The 19,261-nt window shown below is 60.2% G+C and carries 20 protein-coding genes and 1 riboswitch; of the genes, 5 read left to right on the top strand and 15 right to left on the bottom strand.

The window, feature by feature from the left end; translation table 11 throughout:
* Positions 1-5: 5 nt before the first annotated feature.
* From DYI20_RS08030 to hisD, 9 genes are all read right to left on the bottom strand, one after another.
* Positions 6-1,280 (bottom strand): hypothetical protein, encoded by a 1,275-nt coding sequence (locus tag DYI20_RS08030; protein WP_122549260.1) that lies wholly within the window; start codon positions 1,278-1,280, stop codon positions 6-8.
* Between the two features lie 57 nt (positions 1,281-1,337).
* Positions 1,338-1,550: a cold-shock protein gene (locus DYI20_RS08035; protein WP_122549261.1), complete on the bottom strand. Its 213-nt coding sequence runs from the start codon at positions 1,548-1,550 to the stop codon at positions 1,338-1,340.
* 114 nt (positions 1,551-1,664) lie between these two features.
* Complete coding sequence (locus tag DYI20_RS08040; protein ID WP_122549262.1) at positions 1,665-2,060, bottom strand: RNA-binding S4 domain-containing protein; 396 nt, start codon at positions 2,058-2,060, stop codon at positions 1,665-1,667.
* Entirely contained in the window at positions 2,053-2,601 is a 549-nt protein-coding gene (locus tag DYI20_RS08045) for a flavin reductase family protein (protein WP_110098092.1), read from the bottom strand. The genes DYI20_RS08040 and DYI20_RS08045 overlap by 8 nt, the downstream gene beginning before the upstream one ends.
* A gap of 58 nt (positions 2,602-2,659) precedes the next feature.
* Positions 2,660-2,780: riboswitch (SAM riboswitch) on the bottom strand.
* 113 nt (positions 2,781-2,893) lie between these two features.
* Positions 2,894-3,163, bottom strand: coding sequence for an alpha/beta hydrolase fold domain-containing protein (locus tag DYI20_RS12945; RefSeq protein WP_122549263.1), 270 nt, complete (start codon positions 3,161-3,163; stop codon positions 2,894-2,896).
* A complete protein-coding gene (locus DYI20_RS12810) occupies positions 3,127-3,594 on the bottom strand; it encodes an alpha/beta hydrolase (protein WP_280524158.1) in 468 nt (155 codons plus the stop codon). The genes DYI20_RS12945 and DYI20_RS12810 overlap by 37 nt, the downstream gene beginning before the upstream one ends.
* A gap of 98 nt (positions 3,595-3,692) precedes the next feature.
* A complete protein-coding gene (locus DYI20_RS08060) occupies positions 3,693-5,138 on the bottom strand; it encodes a flavin-containing monooxygenase (protein ID WP_122549265.1) in 1,446 nt (481 codons plus the stop codon).
* Positions 5,139-5,748: 610 nt separating this feature from the next.
* Positions 5,749-7,236, bottom strand: coding sequence for a sodium/glutamate symporter (locus DYI20_RS08065; RefSeq protein ID WP_122549266.1), 1,488 nt, complete (start codon positions 7,234-7,236; stop codon positions 5,749-5,751).
* 93 nt (positions 7,237-7,329) lie between these two features.
* Positions 7,330-8,697 carry a histidinol dehydrogenase gene (gene hisD / locus DYI20_RS08070; RefSeq protein ID WP_122549282.1) on the bottom strand — a complete coding sequence of 456 codons (1,368 nt, stop codon included), beginning with the start codon at positions 8,695-8,697 and terminating at the stop codon, positions 7,330-7,332.
* An 85-nt stretch (positions 8,698-8,782) separates the two neighbouring features.
* Between hisD and DYI20_RS08075 the strand changes: the two genes are divergently transcribed.
* Positions 8,783-10,576 (top strand): mechanosensitive ion channel domain-containing protein, encoded by a 1,794-nt coding sequence (locus DYI20_RS08075; protein ID WP_166769845.1) that lies wholly within the window; start codon positions 8,783-8,785, stop codon positions 10,574-10,576.
* Positions 10,557-11,246, top strand: coding sequence for a mismatch-specific DNA-glycosylase (locus tag DYI20_RS08080; RefSeq protein WP_122549283.1), 690 nt, complete (start codon positions 10,557-10,559; stop codon positions 11,244-11,246). Before DYI20_RS08075 ends, DYI20_RS08080 begins: the two co-directional genes overlap by 20 nt.
* On the opposite strand, the gene DYI20_RS08085 is transcribed toward DYI20_RS08080, so the two are convergent.
* From DYI20_RS08085 to DYI20_RS08100, 4 genes are all read right to left on the bottom strand, one after another.
* The gene (locus tag DYI20_RS08085; RefSeq protein ID WP_110100738.1) at positions 11,243-11,824 is read right to left on the bottom strand and encodes an O-acetyl-ADP-ribose deacetylase; all 582 of its coding nucleotides are present in this window, start codon (positions 11,822-11,824) and stop codon (positions 11,243-11,245) included. The genes DYI20_RS08080 and DYI20_RS08085 overlap by 4 nt on opposite strands.
* Complete coding sequence (locus DYI20_RS08090) at positions 11,825-12,292, bottom strand: universal stress protein (protein WP_110100737.1); 468 nt, start codon at positions 12,290-12,292, stop codon at positions 11,825-11,827. It lies immediately after the preceding gene.
* A gap of 81 nt (positions 12,293-12,373) precedes the next feature.
* Entirely contained in the window at positions 12,374-13,207 is an 834-nt protein-coding gene (locus tag DYI20_RS08095) for an SDR family NAD(P)-dependent oxidoreductase (protein WP_166769846.1), read from the bottom strand.
* Positions 13,208-13,241: 34 nt separating this feature from the next.
* Positions 13,242-14,072 carry an MBL fold metallo-hydrolase gene (locus DYI20_RS08100; RefSeq protein WP_110098079.1) on the bottom strand — a complete coding sequence of 277 codons (831 nt, stop codon included), beginning with the start codon at positions 14,070-14,072 and terminating at the stop codon, positions 13,242-13,244.
* Between the two features lie 12 nt (positions 14,073-14,084).
* Between DYI20_RS08100 and DYI20_RS08105 the strand changes: the two genes are divergently transcribed.
* Positions 14,085-15,221 carry a glutathione S-transferase family protein gene (locus DYI20_RS08105; protein WP_243857479.1) on the top strand — a complete coding sequence of 379 codons (1,137 nt, stop codon included), beginning with the start codon at positions 14,085-14,087 and terminating at the stop codon, positions 15,219-15,221.
* On the opposite strand, the gene DYI20_RS08110 is transcribed toward DYI20_RS08105, so the two are convergent.
* Together DYI20_RS08110 and DYI20_RS08115 are read right to left on the bottom strand one after the other, a co-directional pair.
* Positions 15,185-16,207 (bottom strand): asparaginase, encoded by a 1,023-nt coding sequence (locus tag DYI20_RS08110; protein WP_122549270.1) that lies wholly within the window; start codon positions 16,205-16,207, stop codon positions 15,185-15,187. The genes DYI20_RS08105 and DYI20_RS08110 overlap by 37 nt on opposite strands.
* A 42-nt stretch (positions 16,208-16,249) precedes the next feature.
* A complete protein-coding gene (locus tag DYI20_RS08115; protein ID WP_208392139.1) occupies positions 16,250-16,684 on the bottom strand; it encodes a YchJ family protein in 435 nt (144 codons plus the stop codon).
* 94 nt (positions 16,685-16,778) lie between these two features.
* On the opposite strand from DYI20_RS08115, the gene DYI20_RS08120 reads away from it, so the two are divergent.
* Together DYI20_RS08120 and DYI20_RS08125 are read left to right on the top strand one after the other, a co-directional pair.
* Entirely contained in the window at positions 16,779-18,260 is a 1,482-nt protein-coding gene (locus DYI20_RS08120; protein WP_166769847.1) for an MFS transporter, read from the top strand.
* Between the two features lie 337 nt (positions 18,261-18,597).
* Positions 18,598-19,023 carry a MarR family winged helix-turn-helix transcriptional regulator gene (locus DYI20_RS08125; protein ID WP_158524720.1) on the top strand — a complete coding sequence of 142 codons (426 nt, stop codon included), beginning with the start codon at positions 18,598-18,600 and terminating at the stop codon, positions 19,021-19,023.
* Positions 19,024-19,261: the final 238 nt, after the last annotated feature.

Below are 19,261 nucleotides of genomic sequence, written 5' to 3' on the forward strand. Positions count from 1 at the left end.
GGCTGTTACGTAGCCTGGGTTTCATTGCCGGGACCGTGGTCGCGGTGGCGGGAGGCTATCACGAAGTAGACCACCGTTGAGGCCACGACCAGTAGCCCCAGGGTCAGTACGATCCAGACCCAGGTCTGTGAGTTCTGACGGGTCAGCGGGACTGTTTCTTCGCTCTGCTCAGCCTGTTCGTTCAATTGCTTTTGTTCACGTTCTTCGACGGAGTTCTCAATCTCGTCCCAGGACATCGCCGGCGCTGTCGAGCGTTGCTCAGAGGGCTCGACATAGGCGCCCTGTGGCGGGCGTCGTAAGGCTGCGCCCTGATCCGATCCGAGGCCAAAGGCATCGTGGATGACTCCGGTGGGTCCGGAGGCGACATAACCCCTCCCCTCCGGGACGTCCTCGGGGCTCGGAGTTTGCTTGATGTCGGGCTCACCGCCACCCGTGTCGCGGGCCCCACCGGAGCCGTCTGGTTGCTCGGCGCCGGGCTGAGGGGGCCCGCCGGGTTGCTGGGGTTGACCCGGTTGGTGCGGTTCTCCAGGTTGTGGTGGCTGTTCCGGTTGCGCGGGTTCTTCCGGTTGGTCGGGTTGGCCCGGTCTCGGGGTGTTAGGAGGAGCATCAGGTTGCTGTCCTCCAGAATCACCCGGCCTGGTTCCTGGTCCGGGACTGGAAGTGGGGGAAGGGTCCTGGCCGGGGGAGGGAGGCGACGTAGCACTTGGCGATTGACTGTCGGACGGAGCGAAGGGGCCCACGGTGACCGAACACGTGGTGATAACCTCGTCGTCGCGGGTGACCTGCAGATTGAGCTCTTCCTGGCGGAGGTCACTGCCTTTGGGCCAGTAGACCACACGGGAGTCAGTGATCTGTACCGTCCCGGTGATAGCGGGTGGAGCGTGGCTGATCTCGTCACCCTCAGCTAGCCCGGTGAAGGTAATCGTGACCGGGGCCTTAGTGGTCGAGGTCGACCGACAGGTGATCTCGTCGTCGGGATCAGCTGGGGGTGATTCGGTGGTCTCGTGACTGCTCGGCTCGCTCGTGGGAGAGGACGGCTCATTAGGTGAAGACTGCTCTGTCGGTGAGGCAGAGTCATCGACCAGCTCGGTGGTCGGCGAGCCGGTCCCGGGCTGCAGACGGGGCTCGCCACTGGGGGTGCTGGGTTGCTGTGTCGCACCGGGTGTCTCGGTGGGCGCAGAGGTGGCTGGAAGCGTCGTGAGCGTGAGGGGAGCAACGAGGGAGGCGAGGCAGAGTGGCGTGAGCGCAACGAGACGCCACGACGATTTCACCGTGCGCATTCTCACTCCTTGGGGCTCTCAAATCGGTGTGACCCGGTAGGTCTGCTGGCTAAGTTCTTATGGCATTCCGGATAGTGCGCGGACTTGTCGTGCTTGAAGCCCTCGGTCGGAGGGCTCAAGATCAAATTCTACGCGTTGACCTTCAAGAAGTTTCTTGAATCCTTCATGGTCAATAAATTTATAGTGTACGAACACGTCATCGTTTTGGTCGGACGTAATAAAACCAAAGCCCTTTTCGGCGTTGAACCAACGAACAGTGCCTTGAGGCATGGCCGAGTACTCACTCCCTGCTGCGTGCCACAGCGTTGTCTCCAGACGTCACGGATCTGCACGACGTCAATTCAGGGACTATTCTAGCCAGAATGTGAGCCAGTATTGGTGTGATTAGCGGGAGCTATAGCCACGTAACTTATCTAGTTGGCGACGTTCTTTCTTGGTCGGCCGCCCGGCTCCGCGTTCGCGATAGGGTACGGCAAGTAAGTGTCGCGGTATGGGTTCTGGAGAGTGGTCAACATAGTGTTGGACGGCCACCGGGGCCCCAACGCGTCGGGAGAGCAAACCGGTGACTTCGAGAATGCGTTCGCGACCGGGTTGACGGAAGCTCACGGTATCGCCGACGTGGACTTTTTGGGAGGGTTTGACGGATTCACCGTCAATTTTCACGTGCCCGCCTTTGCATGCTGCGGTGGCTGCCGAACGAGTTTTATACATCCGCACCGACCAGAGCCAGACGTCGATGCGCACCGCTGAGGGATGACCAGTGGCAGTGGAGTTACTCATTGCCTTCGGCAGTCTTCAGATCTCGGAAAGCTCGGCGGTGTCGCACCAACGGTGAGGTTTGCTCGGTGCTGGAGGCCAGACCGTGGACTTCGAGAAGGACAATGTGGTGGTCGCCAGCTGGCAATTCGGCGTAGACGGAGGTGTCCAACCACTGGGCGGCTCCCTGAAGAAAAATAGAACCGCGTTCGGAATAGCGCAAGTCCAATCCGGCAAACCGGTCCTTACTGCGTGAAGCCAGCTGGGCGCAGATGTGAGATTGGCGTGACCCCATGATGGAGACACCGATGTGATCGGCTTCTCGCATCCGGGGCCAGGTGCGGGAGTGGTTCTGAATGGCAAAAGACACCAGAGGGGGTTCCACGGAGACACCGACGGTGAAGGAGGTGGCCACCAAACCTTCTTTAACCCCTTGAGCGTATCCGGCTAACGCCACGACGCCGGTGGGGTACTGTTCCAGGGCGTGACGCAAATTGTGAGGTGAGATGTCCTGAGTGAGGTCGGCACGTAACTCCGAAAATACGTCAAAGCTGGTCGCGGTCATCACAAACTCTCTGTGTTTTGTGTGCGCCCCGAATTCCCCGAAGATGAGCTAAACTCGGACGCGGTACTTGCCACTGTGGGGTATCCACAGGACCGAATCGTCACCTGGAGCACCCCACTACTCGCGAAGAGGGTTGCCGTTCCATCAGCCAGGGCTGTCAACGATGGAAACTCGTGATTCACGTTGTCTCAGTGGTCTTTAGCTTAGGCATTGAAGCCTGTGGGGTCAATTCGATAGGTCACGTGATGTCATGCGTGGTCGGGGTTCGGTTCCTGGCACTCCAGCGGGTGCGTCACCCGCTGGATAAACAGGCAAGCGTCGTCCAGCACTTCATCAGCCACGGGATATTTGCTCCCGGAGGTGAAGATCCCGTGGGGGACCCCGTGTAGGTGCGGAATTGCACATCGACCCCAGCCTGGACCAGAGAGTGAGCGTAGGTGACGCCATCGGCGACGAGAGGGTCCAAGTCAGTCGACACGATAACTGCCGGGCAACAGTGGGGTCCAATCTCTGCGTGCAGGGGGCTCAGCCGTGGATGAGATGTGATGTCGGGGTCGCTGATGTAGTGGGAGACAAACTAGTCCATTGTGTCATCGACGAGGGGGAGGCCTTCGGTGAAGATGCCACGGGGTCAAAAGGTAGTGCTCCAGCCTCTCGGACCCACTCACAGACGGTCACCACATCGTTGAACGCGGCCGGGAATTTGTGCTCTGGTGCCCGACGGTAATCCACCGCGATGACAGGGTAACCGGTCCGGACCGCCAGTTGCCGGCGCAAGCCGTCGTGGGTGTCGAGGCTACCCATGACCCAGCCCCCGCCGTGTGCGAAGAGCGCTACCGGACTCGCTGCCGAGGCATCGGTGCGGGGTTCGTAGTATCGGGCCGTGATGCCGTTGACCTGGAATTCGTCGACCGATGCAACGGGAACTTGGTCAAAACCGACGGCCGCACAGTTTTTTTCGTAGGTCTCACGAAGTTCAGGAATAGCGAGCAAGTGAAAGGGTTGAGCTCGGCCTTCCCGGAACGGGCCCAGCACCTTGCGAGCCTCGGATGAAACCTAGCGTGCTTTGTAGCGGTCGTGGTGAGCCATAGCTATACCACCGTGTAGTCCTGGAAGTGCGGAGTCTTGAGGGCAACCCGGTAGTCTTCGACGGTGCTACTCCAATTGTTCGTGACGCGCCCTTCGGAGTTCTTGAACCAGGAGGAACAATCAGCGGAATAGGACGAAGCCTCGAGCTCTTTCTGGATCTTTTCGTTCACGCGAGCTAGCGCATCGGCATCAACCTCGACAGCATGCATCGAACCGGAGGAGATCCGTTTAATGAAATCAGCGATGTAGTCGTGCTGAATTTCCAGCATCGACACCACCGAGTTGTGGTTCAGATTTGTGTTCGGTCCGTAGACGAGGAAGAGGTTCGGGTAGCCATCAACTGTGATGCCATAATAAGCTTCCGGGCTGATGCCCCACCGCTGAGCGAGATCGACGCCATCAGTTCCGATGATGTCAATATCATCGATGAACTTCTGACGCTGGAAACCGGTGGCAAAGATGATGACATCGAGCTCGTGCAGCTCTCCGTCCGCAGTGATGATTCCTTGCGGGGTCACCTCTCGAATCTCTTCGGTCACCAGGTCCACGTTATATCGACGTAGCGTCGGGTAGAACGCGTCGCTACGGAGCGTGCGCTTACACCCGTAGGGGAAATCCGGAGTCAACTTCTCGAGTAGCTCAGGGTCGGTGATTTCGCGTTCGAGGAATCCCAGCGCCTGCCGTTTGCCTTCTTCGGAAGCAGCGGTTCCCTCCAGGGTCCGGTAGAAACCGGTTTCGCGATCGTTATAGATAAACTCCCGGACGTCGCGAAAGACCTCCGGATCCGTGTGCATTGCTTCACGTGTTTGGGTGTCAAAGAGCTGTTCTTCTCGCGGAAGAATGTAATTGGCCGAGCGCTGGAAGACATCAAGGTGGGCAACCTCGGGTGCAATCTCTGGCACGTACTGGATAGCCGTGGCCGCGGCACCAATTGAAGCGACCCGTTTTCCCGCGAGATCGATGTCGTGGCGCCAACGCGAGGCATGAAACTGCTCGCCCTCGAAGGTATCGAGGCCAGGAAAGTTTGGCGTATACGGGGACCCCAGTTGGCCACATGCCGAGATCACTGCTCGAGTCTGTAGAGACTCGCCGTTTCTCAGCGAGACGGTCCAGGTGCGCGTTGCGGAATCCCAGCGCGCCTGAGTGACGTCAGCGTGAGTACGCAGGTGTGGCAGGATGCCAAACTTCGTCGTGAAATTCTTGAGATAGGCGTGTAGCTCGTGCCCGGGAGCATACATCGAAGACGCTTCGAGGTGGAGGTCGTAGCTGAAGCAGTAAATAACAGATTGGGTATCGCAGGCGACTCCCGGGTAGGTGTTATCCCTCCATACGCCCCCGACGTCATCGGCCCGTTCCAGAATGACGAAATTGTCGATCCCGTGATGCTTCAACGTCGCTGCCTGTCCGAGTCCCCCGAAACCGGCTCCAATAATGACTGCGTCATACATGTGATGTCCCTCTTCTTCTCGTCTCGTTAGCTGTGCAGTGATGCGTGCGTTGGCGTTGACTCATCGTTGCTCCCCACGCTAGGGAGAGTCCAGCATGGGGAAGAGCCGTCGAAGCCCAGAGATTCCCTGGCATCGTCTGGCAGTACCGTGCTGGGGAGGAATAACGTTGCTGGTCGGCCCGCCGACAGCGGGTGGCCGATCAGAAAGACTAGGAACAAGACAGCGGGCACACGCAGAGACGCTGACCGGCTCGATCCAGATGAGCTGGTCAGCAGGGCGCGGGGTTTTTCCGGTTATGCGGGGCCGAAGGGACAGGCAAGGGGAATGTGTCGTGGGGTGATGGGGGCCACTGACAGCTAGAACAGCACCACAGCTCGTCCTGCTCATTGCTGCCTCGTTGTCTATGATCGTCCCCTGTCACACAGTGCGTTTGGCCTTGATCGGCGCACCACGAGCTTATCCAGATCAGGTCAAACTTGCAATTTTATGGACAACCGATAGTCAGCCAATGGTGAGATGTGCACAGTCCGCTGACTTCGCCATGGTCGCTGACGCTGTGTGAGCGTGTCGGGGGCACGGCAAGGCGGACAGCGAGTGAACCGGGACGCGACTAGACGCCTTCGCTGGCGGCCTGTTCGGAGGGGTCGGTCCATCTGCCCTTCTTGACCCCACGGTTGTAGATCATGCCCGCGGTGATGGAGACGATGAATAGGATCGCCATTGGGACCAAAATCCAATAGGGGTTGCCGGTCGCGAAGATGACCGGGATGGACAGTGCGGTGACCAGACCGCCACCGAAGAAGGGCTCGAAGAAGAGCTGCTTATAGCCGAAGGCCTCCATGGCCGGAGACTTGTCCTCGGGGTCGGCCACCCGCAACAGCACCAGACCGGTGGCGGTGACACCCATAGACTGACCGAAGTCCGCGATACCGCGTTCGAGCCAAAAGGAGGGGATAATCCGCGGGGTGAAGAACAGCAACATGAACGTGCCGAACAATACGCCGGCCAGAGAAAGAATTAAGAAGGTCTGCCAGTAATCCGCGATGACCTCGAGCGAGATGGTGGCCAGAGCGGCCACGATCAAAATGTCCAGGGCGAGACCCTGAATGCGTTTCATGGTTTCTTGATCCACCAGGTAACTCTTACCGGTGCGATCGAGCACGAACTGGATGATGACGCCACCGATCATCGCCAGAGGGAACAGGGGGACATAGCCCAGCAGAGTGAGACCTTCGCCGTCAGCTCCGGGCCAGACAGAGTCGGGCTGGCCCCATAGCTGGTCTTCGACCCACACGAGGCCTTCCAGCAATACCCAGCCGATAATGATGGCCAAACCCACGATCGCTACGTGGAGGGTGAGCGGCTCGATGGAACTGGGGCGAGAGGTCATCACGCCGGTACGGACGTGATCGGTATCGCTGTAGAGACCGCGCAGCTCGGAGGCAGACTGCTCAGAGACCTGCTTAATCACCCGGGTTCGACCGGTGCGCACACCCCAGTTGACCACGGCAATACCGATGATGATGCCTGTCACCAGACCCACGGTCGCCATGGCTAAGGCAAGGTCGGTTGCTTCGGGGATGCCCATATCTTCGAAGGCCGGTTGCATACCGGCCGCCGTGCCGTGACCACCTTCAAAGGAGACCTCGATGAGGGCACCGAAAATGGGGTCGACACCGAATAATGGGGCCAACACGAGTACCCCCAGCAGGATGCCGACGACGTATTGTCCAGAACCGTAGGCCAGACCAATTGACAGTTGAGGCCCGACTAATTTGGCGGCACGTTTGGGGGAGGGGATGGTCTCGCCGAGGAAAAGGGTTGCGAAAACAACCGAGATCAGCAGTCCGGGTAGTTCGCCCCACACCTCAAAGGCTCCGTCGGTAAACAGGCCACCATTTTCCAACCAAGACCAGTTCAGGGCCTCGCCCAGGCGTCCCAGGACTTCGGGACCGATCAACAGGCCGAGGAAGCCGGCGATAATGGCGCTGGGAAGGAAAAGTCGCTGAAAGAGGCCGACTTTCACGCGAAGGTATTTACCCAAGAGCAACAAGGCTGCCAGGAGCACGATGGCAAAGCCCACGGATTCTGCAGTCATGAGGCGATCGTAACATTCAGACCGCGATAAAGTCACTGGTCAGCTAGGGCTCAGCGCCTGAGATTCTGGGCCGGCAGAGGCCGGTGTCTCGGGTTAGTTGTGGTGAGCGCCTGGGGTGAGCTGGCGCGCTAAGACAGCTTCGGCGTGAGCGCGAAGGCCTTCCGATTCTGCCAGGGCCACAATCCCGGGGGTGACTGCAGACAGTCCGGATGCTGAGTACCGGATGCGTTGCTGTAAGCGCATGAAGCTCAGTGTGTTCAGCCCTGAGGAGTGTCGGGCCGTGCCGGAGGTCGGCAACACGTGATTCGATCCGGCCGAATAGTCTCCCAACGGGACCGGGGAGTACCCGCCGATAAACACTGCTCCGGCAGAGGTAATCTGCTCGGCGACCGCCTCAGGGTCGGCAGTATGAATCTCCAGGTGCTCGGTGGCATAAGCGTTGGCCACGGTGATGGCAGCCGGCAGGTCCTCGACGACTAAGATTCCCGACTGCGGGCCGGTTAGCGCCTCCCGGATTTGGTCTTCCAACGGCAAACCGGGGACCTGCTGATTGATCTGATCATTGACCTCCTGGGCCAGTGACTCAGCATGGGTGATCAGCACTGAGGCAGCCATCGGGTCATGTTCGGACTGGCTGATCAGATCGGCGGCAACCCAGGCGGGGTTTGCCGTCTCATCGGCAATGACGGCAATCTCGGAGGGACCGGCCTCGGCATCAATGCCCACGGTTCCCATCACGGCGCGCTTGGCAGCGGCGACGTACACGTTTCCGGGCCCCGTGATCAGATCCACCGGCGGGCACACCCACCCAGACTCGGCCGGACCGGTTTCTGCGGTATTGTCCTCCGCACGCTCAGCCTCTCGGACGCCGTAGGCAAACATGGCAATGGCTTGAGCACCACCGGCAGCGTAGACCTCATCGACGCCCAACAGGGCACAGGCGGCCAAGGTCACCGGATGTGGCTGGCCGTTGAACTCTCGTTGCGGGGGCGTGGCCACCGCCAGAGACTCGACTCCGGCCGCTTGGGCCGGGACCACGTTCATCACCACCGAGGAGGGATAAACAGCCCGCCCGCCGGGCACGTACAGACCCACGCGCTGGATGGGGACCCAGTGGTTCTCCACGTGAGCGCCATCGGCCAGTTGCACCACGGTGTCTTCGACACGCTGGGACTGGTGGACCATACGAGCCCGCCGAATGGATTCTTCCAGTGCTACCCGCACCGAGGGGTCCAAGTCGATCAGCGCCTGGGCAAGCACGCTGGCGGGAACCCGTAGCTGGTCGGGGCGCACCCCGTCGAAACGCTCGCCAGCCGCTAAGACCGCAACGACCCCACGTTGGCGCACATCGGCCAGAATCGGGGTAATTTTCTCCACGGCGGCGGTGACATCGACCTCTGCCCGGGGCAAATCACGATCCGGAGCAAAGGGACGGCCTCGCAGGTCAGTGATGTTGAGCATACTGGCTAGTCTACGTCGTTCTCGAGTGACGAAACCCCTTGGTCTTTTCAGCCTGAGTTCAGACCCGCATGGCACAGTGGAGATTATGCTTTCTGGACTCACCCTCTTAGCATCCTCGACCCCTGAATCAGCAGAGCCGAGCCCCTCCACCTCCGATGGCTTTGCCGAGGTAGAAGACGCGCTACCCCAAAATGTTCAAGATTCGGCCTCCTCCAACGTGGAATCGCTGGGGCCTGTCCTGGGCGTGGTGCTTAACCTGGCTGTCGGCGCCCTGGTGGGCCTGGTCGTCGCCGGCATCATTGTGGTGGTTACCTCCATGGCCTTCCGTCGGCGCAAGACCTTCCACGCTCAGTTGCGTCGCCTGTATACCCCGATGGTTCTCGCCCTGGTCTTTTTGGGTGCCCGCATTGCGTTGGGACTCTCTGGCCGAGATTTGGCCTGGTATTCGGGTTTGGCCTTCATCCTTTTGGTGTGTGTGGTAGCCAGCTTCGCCTGGTTGGGGTTGCGCGTGGTGAACTTCATTGAGTCGCGCATCGCCGATAAATATCACGTGGCCGGAACTGGTTCTTTGCGTGAACGTCGTATCCAAACCCAGATGCAACTCATCCGTCGCATCGTGGTTGCGGTCATCGTGGTCATTGCGGTGTCGGCCATTCTGCTGGCGATTCCCCAGGTGCGGGCGTTGGGCGCAGGTCTTCTTGCCTCGGCCGGCTTGATTTCGGTGATTGCTGGCCTGGCAGTCCAGTCCACCTTGACCAACGTGTTCGCCGGCATCCAGCTGGCCTTCACCGATGCGATCCGTGTCGGTGACGTGGTGGCGATGGACGACTACGAAGGCACTGTGGAAGATATCACCCTGTCCTATGTGGTGCTCAAGATTTGGGACGGTCGGCGGATTCTGTTCCCTTCCAGCCACTTCACCACCACCCCGTATGAAAACTTCACCCGTGTGGGCACCGCACTGTCGGGTGTGGTGGAATTCGACGTGGACTGGCAGGTGCCTATGGACAACCTGCGTGAACGGTTGCGCGCCCTGCTTGCCTCCACCGACCTGTGGGACGGCCGTGACGCCTCGATGCAGGTTACCGACGCGGCATCGGGCATGTTGCATATTCGGGCCGTGGTTTCAGCCCGCAACTACGGTGAACTGTGGGATCTGCGGTGCCTGGTGCGCGAAGACCTCGCCACCTTCATTCGCACCGAGCACCCCGAGGTGATCTACCGGATGCGCATCATGGAACCCAGCGGTCCGCTGAATCAGACGGAATCGTCCTCCCACGTGGCACCGGGTAAGAACGATCGTGCAGACTCGTCTCAGACCAAGCCCAACACGGAGTCCGAGACGACTCAGCAGGCAACACAAGACCAGCACCAACAACAGTCCCGCTGGGAGAACTGGTACGACACCAATGAACCTCCCGCGGTGATCTCGCAGTTACCGGTGATCCGTCCGGGTGAGACCCTGGACGAGGCCGTCCGCGGGGCAGATCAGTCGGCACAGTCCGCATCCTCGGGCACATCGAAGCCACAGAACTCCGATAGCGATGATGCTGAGTCCACCCCAGAGACTCAGGATTCCGGTTCGGTGCCGTTGACCCGGTCCTCGGATGCCTCCTCGGTCTTTACCTCCTCGATTGCTGGGCTGGAACGTGGTCGGGATATGGCCGGACCTGGTGAAGACGCCTACGCAGAGCGGGCGCGAAGGACTGCGGAATCCACCGGGGCGATCCCGGAGATCGATCCGAACACCGGCGAGCCGGTCGATATCGATAACCTCACCACCGAAGAGCTCGAAGAACTCAAACAGTACCAGGCCCGCAAACGCGCCGAAGAAGCCGAAGAATCTGATGGAGGGGCCGATGACGGTTCCCAGAGTTAAGGCCCAGCCGCGACGGGAATCTCCGCTGGGTGGGGCCAAACCCACTCGCCAGGATTTGAACGCGGTGGATACCACCGATCCAGAGATCACCGATGATGTGTTGCCGGTCGATCCCGAAGAACGGTTGCGGCTGTTGATCTGTGGCATCAACCCGGGGTTGTGGACCGCGGCGGTCAACGCTCCGTTCGCCCGCCCGGGAAACCGGTTCTGGCCCTCTCTGTACCGTGCCGGGATGCTCCAGGAACCGGTCGATGTCAGTGCCGGAATGAGTGCAGAGCTGGCCGATGAGCTGGTCTCGTCGGGAATCGGGATGACGAATCTGGTGCAACGTGCCACTGTCCGGGCTGACCAGCTGAGCACCGCAGAACTCCGGGAAGGTGGCCAACGGTTGATCCGGCGAGTGGGGCAGTTGCGCCCCGCGGCTGTGGCGATTGCCGGGATCACAGCATTTCGTACCGCATATCACGCACCTCAGGCCCAGCTGGGGCGGTTGAGTGCGACAGACCGGGCCACCTATGAGTTGCTAGCGCAGTGGCCTGATGAGGTGCAATTATGGGTGGTGCCACAACCGTCGGGGCTCAATGCCCACGAGAACGTTGACACCTTGGCCGATAAGTGGCGGACGGTGCTGGCCGGGCTGGAGACTGACCGGCCACAGCACGCGGACTAAGCCAGGCTGGAAACCCCGGCGCGGAACCCGGCCTCGGCCTGGTCGTTATAGGCCACCAACACCACCTGTTTCACCGTGGGTGCCCCATCCTCGCGGGCAGCGAGCTCGTCCAAAGTCTCAGCGCAACTTCGGGCGGCGATCCGGGTGGCATCATCCATCGGCCAACCGTAGACACCGGCTGAGATCGCCGGGAAAGCCACCGAGGTGGCTCCGAGCTCATCGGCAAGCACTAAAGACTTCCGATAACAGGATCTCAGGGTTTCGGTGCGGTCCTGTTTGACGGAGTACACCGGCCCGACCGTGTGGATCACCCAGCGAGCGGGCATATGCCCGGCCGTGGTGGCCACGGCCTCGCCAGCGGGAAGTCCCTCGGGTAGCTTGTCCGACCGTAGGGCACGACAGGCCTCCAGAATGGCGGGACCGCCGGCGCGGTGGATCGCTCCGTCGACGCCACCACCACCGAGCAGGGAGGAATTGGCGGCATTGACCACCGCGTCGACCTCGAGGATGGTGATATCACCGGTGATGACCTCGATGGGGTACCCGTGTGCAGAACTCGGCGATGGGGGTGTGAGCATCTAGGATTCCACCTGTTTCGGGTCGGCATCCCCGGTGATCTCCGGGGTGGCATCCGGTGAGGTGAGGTCCTGGTCCTGGGTGGCCTTGACCGCCAGCACCGGCTCGTGCATTTCTTGCAGAATCTGATCGCCCACCGAGCCCATCATCAACCGGCCGAATCCGGACCGGTGGCGGATGCCGATGACGATCATCGAGGGGCGAATCTCGGCCGCGACGGTTTTGAACTCGTCCATGGTGGTGTTTCCACGCGCATACTCGCGGAACTCGGTGGTGGCTGAGGACGCTGCCAAGATGGAGTTCAGCTCCCGCCGGGTCTCTTCGGTCATCGACGACGAAGTGCGGTGCTCGCCCCCAGGGCCAGCATTGAGGACCACGACGTTTTCTCCGGAACGTTCGGCGATCTGCAGGGCAGTGCGCAAGGCGGCCCGCGACTCAGCGGAGGGCTTATACCCGACAAGAATGGTCATGGTCGTTGTCGTCCTTTCGCCGGCGAAATCCCACCGGTAACAACCGGCGGAGGGAACACTTCTGAGCTTATCGTCTCTGGGCTAATCTTGCTCGGAGCTACCGGTTAGCGGCCGTTTGCGAGCAATGGAGGCCACCAGTCGGTTGGGTAACACCTTGGCGGAGCGGGCCAGCAACTTCGCAGCACGGCCGGGAATGCACAGCGGCTCGCCTTTATGCACCGCGGCCAACCCCTCCAGAGCCACTTGATCCACTTCGGTGAAACTCCACTTGGGCCGATGGGAGACGTCGACGCCGGAATTGACATGGAAGTCGGTGTCCAACAGGCCCGGACACAGTGCGGTGACATTAACACCGTCAGCGTGGTACCGAGCATGCGCCCACCGAGAGAAAGCCACCAGACCGGCCTTGGTGGCCCCATAGGAGCCGTCCGGGAACAACCCGGCGATCGAGCAGACATTCACGATCCGACCTCCGCGACGCAGAAATGCTGGTAGCGCGCCGTGGATCAGATGCATCGGGGCCGTGAAGCTGACCTCAATCATCCGGGCCTCAGTCTCCCAGTCGCTATCAGCAAAGTCCGCGGCCAGCCCCACACCGGCATTATTAACCAGCATTTGGACCGGGTAACGCGGATCCACCAACCGGTCGATCACCCGTTGGCGCTCGGCAAACTCCGCCAGATCGGCCACTAACGTTTCGGTCACCACCCGGTAGCGGGACTCGACGTCCTCAGCCACCGCCGCCAGCCCGTCAAGGTGGCGAGAGGTCAACACCAACCGATACCCCTGAGAAGCCAAATGCCGGGCAAAAGCGGCCCCCAGCTGGGAGGAGGCGCCGGTGATCAGTGCCACGGGTGCGTGGTCGGAAGCCTGCTCGTAGGAGGAGGTCGATGAGCGGTCATCCGTGTTTTTCACGGGAAACTCCTTCGAATCAGCACGGGGCGTGGGATCAGCGGTGATCGATCAGATACTGCAGTGTGGCAGCTACGGTTTGCACGGCCGGACCGCGCACCTCAGGCGGAACATCGGGGTAGACCTCGGTGGCTAAAGACTGCACTACGGGGTCAGCGACCTCGATATCACGACCCCGGAAGGCAGCAAGATCCACCATTTGCCGTAGCTGTTCGACGCGTTGCAAGCGGTGCGCGGAGAGCTGCCGGGCAACCTGCGCCAGATCCGATAACGGATCCCCGTGGGCCGGCAGACCACGAACGGTGGTGGCTGGATGATCAGTCAGGCCCTCGGCAGTGGCGATCAGGCGGTCCATCGTGGCCAGATAGTCCACCAGGCGGCCATCGGGATGATCCAGCATGGTGGTCCCGGCGCCCAGCACGGTATCCCCAGTGATCACCGCAGGGTCTTCCGGTAAAACCAGACAGATCGAATCAGAGGTATGGCCGGGGGAGTGCAATACCTGCACGGTGGTACCGGCCGCGGTGATGTGCCCTCCGTCGGCCACCGGTTGGGTATGGCGACACCAGCTGGAGGAGAATGCGGTGACCGGGGCCTGAAGCTGCTGGTGAAAGTATTCGACCGCGCCGGTGTGATCCGGGTGGTGATGGGTGATCACGATCAGTTCCACGCTCCGACCGTGCAGGGCCTGACGTACCCGCGCCAGGTGCTCGCGCTGTGAGGCGGCCTCGCCGGGATCCACCAGCACCACCGTCTGCGCCTCTGGGGCGGCGATCAGGTAGGTATTGGTGCCGGTCAGGGTCATCCCCGAGGCATTATCAGAACGGACCACTTCGGTATGAGCTGTTGTGCGTTGTACCACTGCCATAGTATTGAGTGTATGGAATTACAGGGCGCAACCGGCTACGTGACAAGCGGTCAAGAATATAACCGCGACACAAATTACATCAATGACCGGATCGTCGCCGACCCGGAAGCGATCACGGCCGCTGAACGGGTGGCCTATGACCAGGTAGGCCAGCTCACCGACCTCTCGGCCGGTTTAACCGACGAGGCGCAAGCTTGGCCCGTGGAGTCCGGACGCTACCGGCTGGTGGCCGCCCGCGCCTGCCCCTGGGCGAACCGGACGATGATCGTGCGACGACTGTTGGGGCTGGAAGACGCGATCTCCTTGGGTACCCCTGGCCCAACCCATGACGAACGCTCCTGGGTCTTTGACCTCGATGAGACAGAACACGACCCGGTGCTTGGCACCCACCGGTTGCAGGAAAACTACCTCGCCAGGTTTCCCGACTACCCGCGCGGTATTACCGTCCCAGCCATCGTCGACATTCCGACCGGCGCGGTGGTGACCAATGACTATCCGCAGATCACTCTGGACTTCTCTACCCAGTGGCGTGCTTTTCACCGGCCTGGAGCCCCTGACCTGTTACCGGAGGACCAGCTGGAGGAGATGCACGAGGTGGTCACCCGGATCTTCACCGAGGTGAATAACGGGGTCTACCGGGCCGGATTCGCGGGGTCGCAGCAGGCCTATGACCGGGCTTACACGCGATTATTTGATGCCATGGACTGGTTAGAAGACCGGCTGTCCACCCGCCGGTACCTCATGGGCGAGCACATCACCGAAGCCGACGTGCGCCTGTTCACCACCTTGGTGCGCTTTGACCCGGTGTATCACGGCCACTTCAAGTGCAACCGCCAGAAACTCACCGAATTCCCGGCCCTGTGGGGTTACGCCCGGGACTTATTCCAAACCCCCGGTTTCGGTGACACCGTGGACTTCGTCCAGATCAAACAGCACTACTACATTGTCCACGCCGATATTAATCCCACCCAGATCGTGCCGGCCGGACCCAATGTCTCCGGCTGGTTGAGCGCTCACCGTCGTGAGGAACTGGGTGGCACACCTTTCGGGGATGGCACCGCACCCGAACCGGTGCGCCCTGCTGAGCAGGTCACTGCCGGCCACAACCCGCTCTACCCGGCTACCTCGGCAAACCGGTCAGCCAGCTGATCTGCTGCGAAACCTGCGCACACCAGCAGTGCCAGCAGAATCCGGGCCTGATAGGGGCTGAGCGAACCGGCCAGCATCGCCCCGGCCGCGACCAGGTCCACACCCCCACCGTTACCGTAGATCGCCACCACCGGACCGAATGTGGTGCGGGTAGCCAACACGACCGGGATGTGGTGCTGACAGGCGAGGTCGACGACCGTCACAAATCCGTCGGCGGCATTACCGGCTCCGGTGCCCATCAATACCAGCCCGTCCAGGGTTATTCCACATGAGGCGGAGTCCTCGACCAGGTGGCGGGCCAACTGGGCCGAGCTGCCCAGGCCGGCTTCGAGAATCGGGATCTGCACCGAGCCAATCTCGGCGGTTGGCATCGGCAGCCCCGGCCCGGCGGCCGCCGTGGCCTGGCGAACCAGTTTTCCGTGTGTCACCGTCGCGATCTCGGTGCCCCCGGTGAAAGGCTCTGGAGCCAAGGTGTGGTGTTTGCGGGTGGCGCGAGCCGAATGAATCCGTCCGGCAAAGCTAATGGTGACCCCGGTGTCAGCCATGTGCGGGTGCCCGGCTGCCAGGATGGCCTCGCGCAAATTTCCCGGGCCATCCCCCGCTGGGTCATCGGCAGGCTTCTGGGCCCCGGTGATGACCACCGGAACGGTACCGGTGTAGACACAGTGTAAGAAGAAGGCGGTGTCTTCGATGGTGTCGGTACCGTGGGTGATCACCACGCCAACCACTTCCGGGTCGGCGATTGCCTGCTCAACCGCCAACGCGATCTGGCGAAGATCAGCGAAGGTCAGTCGGAAACTATTGACCGAGAAGAGCTGTTCACCGCTGATCTGATGCTCCGGCCAATCTTCGTGGGTTTCACGATCACCGGATGTGATGACTCCCAGGAGCTCCTCGACGCTATCGGAGGCCACTGAGCCGATGCTGTGATGCTCGGTCCGGGAGGCGATGGTCCCACCGGTGGCGATGACATGAACTCTTGACACAACGGGTCCTTTCGTCTGCGCAGCTGGCTGAAGGTCGGGGACTCAGTGTTCGAAGATTTCGCCCTCAAGATACACCCAACACCCGGGGGTATCGTCAAGAGTTTGGCGGATAAATTGTGAGCGCTCATGCTGGATGATGCGACCTGCGTGAGTATCGCGGGAAAAAGCGATGAATTCCACGATTCCGGTCTCATCCTGAGACCCACCAGCAACCACGTCACGAATCCGCAATGCGGTATACCGCTGGCGAGGGTCCAAAACCACTTGCTCGGGGCGAGACTGACTGGCCCAGGTGCGCATCACATAGTCGCGGTCTGCCACGGCGAAAGCCGTGTAGCGAGACCGCATCAAGGCTTCAGCCGGCGGCGCATACCGCTCGCCACGTAACAACGGTATCCAGCACTGCTCGGCCACCAGCAAGCTGCCACATAGGCAGGCGGGCAGAGCGGGTTGTGGAGGCGTAGGCTCGTCGGTCACGATGAATCCAATCGGCGTAGGATAATCGGGTTATCACACTATTATCGGCGACGATCTGTCACGAACACCCCCTGAGACGAAGGAGCGTATTTCGGTGTCCGCCTCTGCCACTGGCACTACCGCACCGCGACAATCCCCCTGGTTAGCCTTTACCGTCTGCGCGGTCACCGCGATTTTGACGATCCTCGATCTGGTCAAGGTCAACGTGGTGTTGACACCTATTCGAGAAACCCTGGGCGCAACCACGACCGATAACCAGCTGATCGTCGCCGGATATGTATTGGCCTTCGGAGTGGCCCTCGTTCCTGCCGGACGGCTAGGAGACACCTGGAACCGCAAATCAATGTTTTTGATCGGGCTGGTGACGTTCACCATCGCCTCGCTGGTAGCCATGCTGTCGATCTCATCGACCATGCTGGTTACCGCTCGCATTGTCCAGGGCATTGCAGCTGGCACCTTAATGCCCCAGGTCCTGGGCATCATTCAAAACTTATTCCAAGGCCAAGAACGTGGTAAAGCACTCGGATTCTTTGGGGCCAGCATTGGTTTGGGAACCTCTTTTGGCCCAGCGGTTGGTGGTCTATTTATTGGAGCGCTCGGGCCTGAACTCGGGTGGCGCTGGACATTCGGAATGAATGTTCCCCTGGTGATCATTGTGCTCCCACTGGCTATCTGGCTACTTCCCAAGGATCAGCCGCGCGATGTGCGCGACCGACAACTTGACCTGGTCGGCGTCGGGCTTCTGGCAGCCACCGTGTTATTCATGATGTTGCCCTTCGTGCTGACCAGTGGCACCGACCAAGACATCCCGGCCCGATGGTTGTTGCTAGTCCTCGGAGTTATCGCCGGTGCCGGATTCGTCATCTGGGAGTTTCGGTATAAGGCCCAGGGTAAATCACCGGTGCTCGATTTCGCGCTGTTCCGCTACAGCTCATACCGCTACGGCGTGATCATTACCAGCCTCTGGTTCGCCATGATGCCACCGCTGTTTCTGGTGATGACCCTCTACAACCAACAAGGTCTGGGCCACTCGGCTCTCGTGGTCGGGCTCATCACCGTGCCGTGGGCCGTGGTATCGGCTATCGCCGCGGCCTGGGTGGGGCGATATACGTTGCGCTACGCTCCTCAGCTGGTCTTCGCCGGTCTCATCCTGTTCATCATCGCGTTGCTGTCTCTGGCGCTGGGTGCCCGCCTAGTCTCTGTTGAATACACACCACTGATTATGGCAATAATTATGGGTGTAGCTGGTATCGCTCCCGGTATCGTCATGTCAGCTAACCAGATGAGGAGCTTGATTGACGTGCCGTTGCCCCAAGCCGGCGTTGCTGGCTCCTTTTATCAGGTCGGCCAGCGGGTCGGCAATGCCATCGGTGTGGCCGTGGCCACCGCGGTGTTTTATAGCATGACCGCTCACCTGCCGGTGAATGCCGGAAAAGACGTTGAGGAGATCAGACCAGAAACTGCCCGAGAATACCTCAACGCATTCGATGTCTCGATCCTCGTTTTAGTGGTCTTCGGCCTCGTTGCTTTGTTCGTCGCCATCGTGGACTGGCGAGGCAGTAAAAGAACTGAATAATTACTGATAAGTACCTGAGAGAATTCACGGTAGTATTGATGAAACCCTGGCGTTTCTTCCCACTTCTGTGGTGTACTATTTCTCTGACTAAACTCATTCCCCTAGCCGACTGGAGATTACCAGAACCAATGCCAAAACCAGTGTCGACTAAGGTATTCGTGAAACACAAGGTGTTCTACGTTTACAATTGTTTGTTCGCACTTTAAATACCCATCAAGGGCGAACTTTCGGGAAGGCAAGAGAGACAAGGAAGATGGCTCCACACCACTCACAAAGACGAAAAGCGCAGCTGACCCAGAAGGAAGCAGATATTTGGCGGCGCGCGGTAGCGGTTGTTATGACCGTGGGCCCGATGATCGAGACGGATCTTCAAAAAGCCGGTTCTCTGAGCTTCTTTGAGTTCCAAGTGTTGTCTGCTCTGCATGATGCAGACGGTGCGTTGACCATGTCGCAATTAGCCGAGCGGTGCAATTCCTCGTTGTCGCGCCTGTCTCACGTGGCCCGCAAGCTCGAAGAACGCGACGTGATTATCCGTACCCCAGCCACGAGCGATAAGCGTGTGACCATGGCTGAGCTGACTCCACAGGGTGAGAAGGAAGTGGAGAAGGTTCAGGGTCGTTACGCTGATTCGGTGCGTCGCCGGGTGTTGTCCGTGTTCGATGACGAAGATCTGGAAACGATTGACGACCTGTTCTCTCAGTTACTGGAAGAAATTGACCCCGATCACTGGTTGCTGGACTACGAGGATGAAGAAGACGACTGATCACCCGCTGTGATCAGCACGTCCCGCGGTTAATTTGCCCGCAAGTAGCGAAACTCCTACAATAGAAGTTTGTTGCGCGTCGTGCGAGTCCGCATCATGTACGTTGAGATGCGTCATGGTGTCCTCGTGCCGGAAAACGGCGTCGTTCCCTAAACTGGATCCCTGGTAAAACAGGGACTCACCGTCTTCACCCTAGCGATTAAGGGCACTTCGGTTGGTTCTCACCCAGCCTGGTTTA

The sequence above is a fragment of the Auritidibacter ignavus genome (assembly GCF_003703835.1).
Lineage (GTDB): Bacteria > Actinomycetota > Actinomycetes > Actinomycetales > Micrococcaceae > Auritidibacter > Auritidibacter ignavus.